The sequence below is a fragment of the Bacillus sp. (in: firmicutes) genome (assembly GCA_012842745.1).
Lineage (GTDB): Bacteria > Bacillota > Bacilli > Bacillales > Bacillaceae_J > Schinkia.
The window spans coordinates 33995-40597 of the sequence record DUSF01000027.1 but is presented as its reverse complement, the minus strand read 5'-3'; the positions used below and the strand labels follow the sequence as shown (position 1 = coordinate 40597).

At 34.9% G+C, this 6603-nt stretch carries 6 protein-coding genes; 3 read left to right on the top strand and 3 right to left on the bottom strand.

Annotation, left to right across the window (positions count from 1 at the left end; translation table 11 throughout):
- Positions 1-260, bottom strand: a 260-nt coding sequence (locus GX497_03550) for a hypothetical protein (protein ID HHY72297.1), incomplete at its 3' end; no start/stop codon positions are given.
- A 383-nt stretch (positions 261-643) separates the two neighbouring features.
- Between GX497_03550 and GX497_03545 the strand changes: the two genes are divergently transcribed.
- The 3 genes from GX497_03545 (at position 644) to GX497_03535 (ending at position 4147) form a co-directional block, all read left to right on the top strand.
- Entirely contained in the window at positions 644-2170 is a 1527-nt protein-coding gene (locus GX497_03545) for a hypothetical protein (GenBank protein ID HHY72296.1), read from the top strand.
- A gap of 8 nt (positions 2171-2178) precedes the next feature.
- Positions 2179-2862, top strand: a complete 684-nt coding sequence (locus GX497_03540) for a response regulator transcription factor (GenBank protein ID HHY72295.1) — start codon at positions 2179-2181, stop codon at positions 2860-2862.
- A 70-nt stretch (positions 2863-2932) separates the two neighbouring features.
- Positions 2933-4147, top strand: a complete 1215-nt coding sequence (locus tag GX497_03535; protein HHY72294.1) for a reductive dehalogenase — start codon at positions 2933-2935, stop codon at positions 4145-4147.
- Between the two features lie 195 nt (positions 4148-4342).
- Here GX497_03535 and GX497_03530 read toward each other — a convergent pair whose 3' ends face one another.
- Together GX497_03530 and GX497_03525 are read right to left on the bottom strand one after the other, a co-directional pair.
- Positions 4343-4837, bottom strand: coding sequence for a flavodoxin (locus GX497_03530; protein HHY72293.1), 495 nt, complete (start codon positions 4835-4837; stop codon positions 4343-4345).
- Between the two features lie 180 nt (positions 4838-5017).
- The gene (locus GX497_03525; protein HHY72292.1) at positions 5018-6502 is read right to left on the bottom strand and encodes a protein prkA; all 1485 of its coding nucleotides are present in this window, start codon (positions 6500-6502) and stop codon (positions 5018-5020) included.
- Positions 6503-6603 lie beyond the last annotated feature (101 nt).

The following is a 6603-nucleotide window of genomic DNA, read 5'->3' as shown; positions in this document are numbered from 1 at the left end:
ACAGCATGGCATGCGATACATCCTTTTTTAAATAAGACATTATCTGTATGCTCTGCTAAATTAGGTTGTTCCGTATCAGCATTATTTCCAGCCGTATCTGTTGGTTCAGTCGGTTCAGCTGGTTTTGTAGATGTTGCAGTTTCTGTTTGTAGCGGCGGTTCCGTAGATGTTTTTTCTCCGCCATTAAATAAAAGAGAACCCATAAAGCCTAAGACGACACCAATTACTAAAAAGAGTATCCATTGAAAAGTCTTATTCATATTCACACCTCCATCTCTATACAACTCGTAATTTTAAAAGTACCTTTTTAAACGACTAATCAAGAACCCCCTCCCAACGACAAAGAGCTTTTGCTAATCAAAATACTTCATAAAATCTTAAAAGTAATAAAACAATTACTTTATTATCAGATTATCTTATGATTCATTAAAAAAATGTTAAAGAAGGGTGATAAATATAAAAAAAATGTTAAAAAAAAATGGTGAATTTGTGAAAATTAATTCATAAAAGACTCATTCATATGGGGTTTATGCTAAGACCTAATATGTTAATATGATAATAGTAGAATCCGAAATATTCCTGCCTGTAAGATTTAAACAGGCTTAAAGGAACTAACCGTAGGGAAAATAGGAGATGAAGTTGGTTGTCCAAATTTAATCTACAACTGATTGAGCAACTTTCAGAAATGCTCACAATGTCACCAAGCTGCACATGCATTCTCCAAGAGACATTAATCACAATTGTCGAGGATTCACAATTCGATTTGGCTGCTATTTTTATAAAAAATACGAAAGACGAGACATTTGTATTGTCATGTAGCCACCCTAATCGTTTTCAAAAGTACAAAAATTACTTTGAATCAGAGAAATTCTCAGCTTGCTTTCATACAAATCGTAAAATTAGAAACTTCAAGCATGACATACTTACTTCTAATAGGGGGGAAGACTGTCATCACTATAGCACCTCTTTACACCTTTCCTATGATGTAGACATAAGGTGCACATTTATACTAATTGGTAAAAGGGATGCCATCCTATCTAACGAAGATTTATCTTCTTTAAGAATCATTATGAATCAAGTGGGCTTGGCAATCGATAACGAGTTAATCAATACGAACACGAAAAGACTATCAAAGAGTTCTTTAATGATTCTTGACAGCTTTGCAGAAGGGATAATGGTTATAAACAATCAAAGTATATTTTTTTGGAATCGAAAACTAAATAGTTTAATTGAATCGAGGAAGTCGTGGACAGATTATGATATTGATCAATTTTTCAATCAGTTAATAACAATATCTAAAGATAAGCTAAACACAAGGCTCGCAATAGATACTTTACAAAATGATTCAGTTATCCATTACCGTTTTTTTATTGAAACTAAATCAAATAAATATCTACGCATTAAAAAATACCCTTTAGAAAAATCTCATACATCGTTCACTTGGGGAATTATTGTAAGTGATTTCACTCGATATAAAGAATCGGATAGGTTGAAGGACGACCTGATAGCAACTGTCAGTCATGAACTCCGTACGCCTTTAACATGCATTAAAGGAAATGCGAGTGCCTTATTAAGGACTGATATCGTTTGGCCGAGAGAGGACCAAATATTATTTTTAGAGGATATTTATGAGGAGTCAGATCGTTTAAACGATTTAATTGGTAAACTATTGGACTTTTCCAAAATTTATGCAGGGGCATTAAGATTGGATTCAACACTCTTAACAATTCAAGTTTTTGTGAGAAACCTTACTGCACAACTTAAAAAACGTTACAAAGAAAAGTTCAACCAAATTTCAATCGATATGCTTACGAAAAAAGAACGAATAGAAATCGATGAGCAAAGAATCATACAAGTAGTTTTTAATTTAATAGACAATGCTTTTAAACATAATTCAGGAAATATTTCCATTCATATAGAGATTCAGAGCTTTGACCATCATATTCAAATTACAGTTAAAGATAATGGAAAAGGCATCCCAAAGGAAAATCTTGATAAAATATTCGAGAAATATTATCAAAAGAATCCAAATGATGCTACCGCCGGCTTTGGGCTTGGTCTAGCTATTTGTAAAGGTTTTATTACTGCACACAATGGTGAGATTTGGGTAGAGAGTTGTGAAGGATACGGAAGTAGCTTTCATTTTTCAATACCCATCGTTAGAAGGTGAAAGAGAAATTGTCAGAACGCATATTAGTTGTTGAAGATGATCATAAAATTATGAGGTTTATTCGTGCAAATTTAGTTGCAAGTAAATATACTGTTTTTTTAGCTCATGACGGTCTTGAAGCCTTAGATTCGTATGAAGAGCATCTTCCTGATTTAATATTAATGGATTTAATGCTTCCGAAAATGTCGGGACTTCAATGTATTGAAAAAATTAGACAATACTCTAACGTCCCCATCATTATCATAACTGCAAAAGGGGCTTCTCAAGATGTTATTCAAGGACTTGAATTAGGGGCTGATGATTATATTATTAAACCCTTTGATATTAATGAGCTTATCGCAAGAGTAAAAGCTGTCCTTAGGAGGAGTAAAAGTACAATTGCTGTAAATGAGCCGGTCATTCAAGTTGGAGCTTTATATATTCATCTAACCAATTATCAAGTAATGTATGAGAATAAAAAAGTTTCACTTACTCCAACTGAATTTAATTTGTTAGTTGAGCTGGCCAAAAATCTGGACTGTGTATTGACTCACGAATACTTATTAAGTCATATATGGGGGCAGGATTATATAAATGAAACCCACTACTTGAGAGTTTGCATTGCGAGATTACGAAAAAAAGTACCTATTAAGGAAAGTGAGAAGGGCTTTATTCAAACGATTCCAACAGTGGGCTACAAAATGCTAGGGTAATTAGAAAAGTGCCAGCCAAACTTATACCTTCTTTACTTTTTAAAAATCCCTAGGATATGAGGTGAATAAAATGAATAACAATAAAAGCCAATCATTAACTGAAATATACGAAGTTGATGAAGAATACGAGCGCTTTGATCAAAAAAATAATTTATTAATTAGAGCTCTATGGAATGATGAAATGATTGAAAATGATAAGAAAATGTCCTCATCATTGAAGGAACATATAAAAAATAAGAAAGCTGGGTATTCTTTATTCGATTATGCCTATTATCAAGGAATAATGAACCAATTGCAGACTCTAGAATTTGGACTTAATCTATGTGATCAACCCGCTAATTCCTGGTCAAACGCAAAGTCCGAGGAGCCAAAAGTTGAATTACCCTCTAAGGAGGAAATGGCAGCAATTGTAAAAAAAGCTGCCATTAAATTTGGAGCAAGTGCTGTTGGCATAACTGAAATTAATCGAAGATGGGTGTATTCCCATTGGTATGATAATGAGAAAAAAGAGAGTTTTCCACTTCGATTTTCAGATGAAAATCCTGAATATGAGAATATTATAAAGCCTACAAAACTGGAAGATGGCACAAGAATCATTCCTGCTAGTATGAAATATGCCGTTGTCATCTTGATAGATATGGATAATGAATCATTAAAATATGCACCAACCATGTTAGCTAGGGCTGCTAGTGTAAAAGCATACGCAGACTTAACCAACCTTACATTGAATATTGCGGGATTTATTAAATCACTTGGCTATAATGCAATCCCTAGTATTAACTGTACTGCATTAAGTATCCCTTTAGCAATTGATGCTGGATTAGGTGAAATGGGTAGAAGTGGAAAACTAATCCACCCAGAGTTAGGAGCAAAAATCAGAATTGCAAAGATTATAACAGATTTACCAATGAGCACAGATAAACCGCAAAATTATGGTATTATTGAATTTTGTGAATCATGTAAAAAATGTGCTAGACAATGTCCAGCTGGAGCACTTTCTAAAGGGGGGCAAGGAAAGACCGCTATCGATGAAACTGGTGCTAATCATTATTTACGCTGGGTTATCGATCAAAAAAAATGTTATCGATACTGGAGTGAATGTGGTACAGATTGTAGCGTTTGCATGTATGTATGTCCTTTCAATAGAGGTCAACGATGGAGTTCGAGTGTTGCACAACTAAAACTTGGAAAAGATGAAAACTTAATTCACCAACTCTATGAGAAAATTGATAACATTGATGACTACGGTAAAGCTGAGAAAAACTCAATGAAATTTTGGGAATAAAGTAGGCGCATGAAAAATTTCATGGACAGTGCGGCAAAAGTTGTGTAAAAAAGTTTGAAGTGCATCCTCCTTTGCAAGAATTAGGATAAATAATTTTTGCTAAGGAGGATTTTTCAACATGAAGTTACCAAAGAAATTAATCAAGGAAATCGTAAAGGAAAAAAACAGCCAAATGTAGCTGACTCACTACATTAATTAAACTCCACAAGGGATAACAGCATTAAATTTATTTGCAAAGACCTTAATTGATTCAACATCAAGCTTTGATACATCTTCTGTTGCACCATTCACTATTCTGACAATCTGCTTTTCGATGAAATTCATCTTCTCGAAAATAAATTCACCACCAAATAGTCCATTGGATACCGAAAGATCCCGCAACTGTTTAGGAAATGACTGTTCAAACTGTTCTTGAGCAACCTCTCCTTCCCACATACAGCAAAGGAAAAGGCCAATTTTTTTGGAAGCTAATTCGTCCTGATTTTTTGTTATAAAATGTTTTACTTTGCGTGAAATAGAACCTGCATGTATAGATGCACCAATAATAACTGCATCATATACCATTACATCTTGAGATGCATTTACACGTAAATCAACTATATCTACTTCCCCATCCAAAAGGGTGCTCAGTATATATGCTGCTTTTTCAGTAGTCCCATGAGAAGAAGTAAAAACTATTAAAATCTTCATTTCAATTCCCCTTCCTACATTATTTATAAAAGCAATGATTTTACATATATTTTAATGTACTTTTTTCCACTTCTGGTGAGTCGATTTACAAAATAATTGAATGAATTATGAACTTTATAATATATCACCACACCAAAAAGCATCCGCTCCAGCGCAGATGCTTTTTCATCTCTCCATTTTCTATCTATTTAACAAGCTTCCCACATACCGTAGCAGTTCATTCGCCGATGTTGAATTATAGCCATATTCATCAATCAAAGTTGCGACAACTTCATTGATTTTCTTAAGCTGCTGTTCATCCGGTGTTTTCGATGATGTTGTAATTTTTACAATATCTTTTAAATCTGCAAACAGCTTTTTCTGGATGGCTTCACGGAGTCTTTCGTGTGAATTGTAGTCAAAGCGCTTTCCTTTACGGGCATAGGCTGAAATTCTGATAAGAATCTCTTCACGGAATGCTTTTTTCGCATTTTCAGAGATTCCGATTTGCTCTTCAATTGAACGCATTAATTTTTCATCTGGATTCATTTCTTCACCAGTTAATGGATCGCGAATCTTGTTTTTATTACAAAATGCCTCTACATTATCGAGATAATTATCCATTAATGTTTTAGCTGATTCCTCATATGAGTATACGAACGCTTTTTGAACTTCCTTCTTTGCAATTTCGTCATACTCCCTGCGGGCAACAGAAATGAAATTCATGAATCGTTCTCTATCTTCATTTGTTATCGATGCATGCTGATCTAGACCATCCTTCAACGAGCGTAACACGTCCAATGCATTGATTGATGGGGCGTCCTTGCGAATAATAGCTGAAGAGATGCGGTTGATGACATAGCGCGGGTCAATCCCCTTCATTCCTTCATCCACATGCTCTCTTCTCATTTCTTCAACATCAACATCATTAAAACCTTCGATAATTTCTCCATCATAAAGCCTCATTTTCTTTACAAGGTCTATCCCACCTTTTTTAGAATCCTTCAAACGGGTTAAAATTGTAAACATAGCAGCGACTTTTAAAGTATGCGGGGCAATATGAACATGGGCCATTTCACTTTCATTAATCATTTTCTCGTAAATCCGCTCTTCCTCACTATAGCTTAAGTTGTAAGGAACAGGCATGACGATAATTCGAGAGTGCAACGCTTCATTTTTCTTATTGGAGATAAACGAGCGGTATTCCGCTTCATTTGTATGAGCGATAATTAATTCATCTGCACTAATCAATGCAAAACGGCCTGCTTTGAAATTCCCTTCTTGCGTTAATGAGAGCAAATGCCATAGAAACTTTTCATCACATTTTAACATCTCTTGGAATTCCATCATCCCACGGTTTGCTTTATTCAGTTCGCCGTCAAAACGGTAGGCGCGTGGATCTGATTCAGAGCCGAATTCGGCAATCGTGGAAAAGTCGATGCTTCCTGTTAAATCGGCAATATCCTGTGATTTTGGATCGGATGGACTAAATGTCCCAATCCCAATCCGCTTATTTTCTGAAAAAAAGATTCTCTCAACGATTACATCTTCGATGCGCCCACCATACTCCTCTTCAACCCTCATCATATTTAATGGTGAAAGATTCCCTTCAATTCGGATGCCATATTGCTTGTAAAAATCCTCTCGAAGATTAGGCGGGATCATATGGAGGGGATCTTCATGCATCTTATAAAGCAACCTTTTTAAACATTGATATCATAGGGGTTCTTAACAACATAATACAGGGGGTTGTTTGAAAAGAAAAGTATTTAACGTAAATATGTTAA

Excerpts from the sequence above, each read along its gene's own strand:
- GX497_03535 (HHY72294.1), top strand. The coding sequence starts at position 2,933 with ATGAATAACAATAAAAGCCAATCATTAACTGAAATATACGAAGTTGAT.
- GX497_03530 (HHY72293.1), bottom strand. The coding sequence starts at position 4,837 with ATGAAGATTTTAATAGTTTTTACTTCTTCTCATGGGACTACTGAAAAA.
- GX497_03525 (HHY72292.1), bottom strand. The coding sequence starts at position 6,502 with ATGCATGAAGATCCCCTCCATATGATCCCGCCTAATCTTCGAGAGGAT.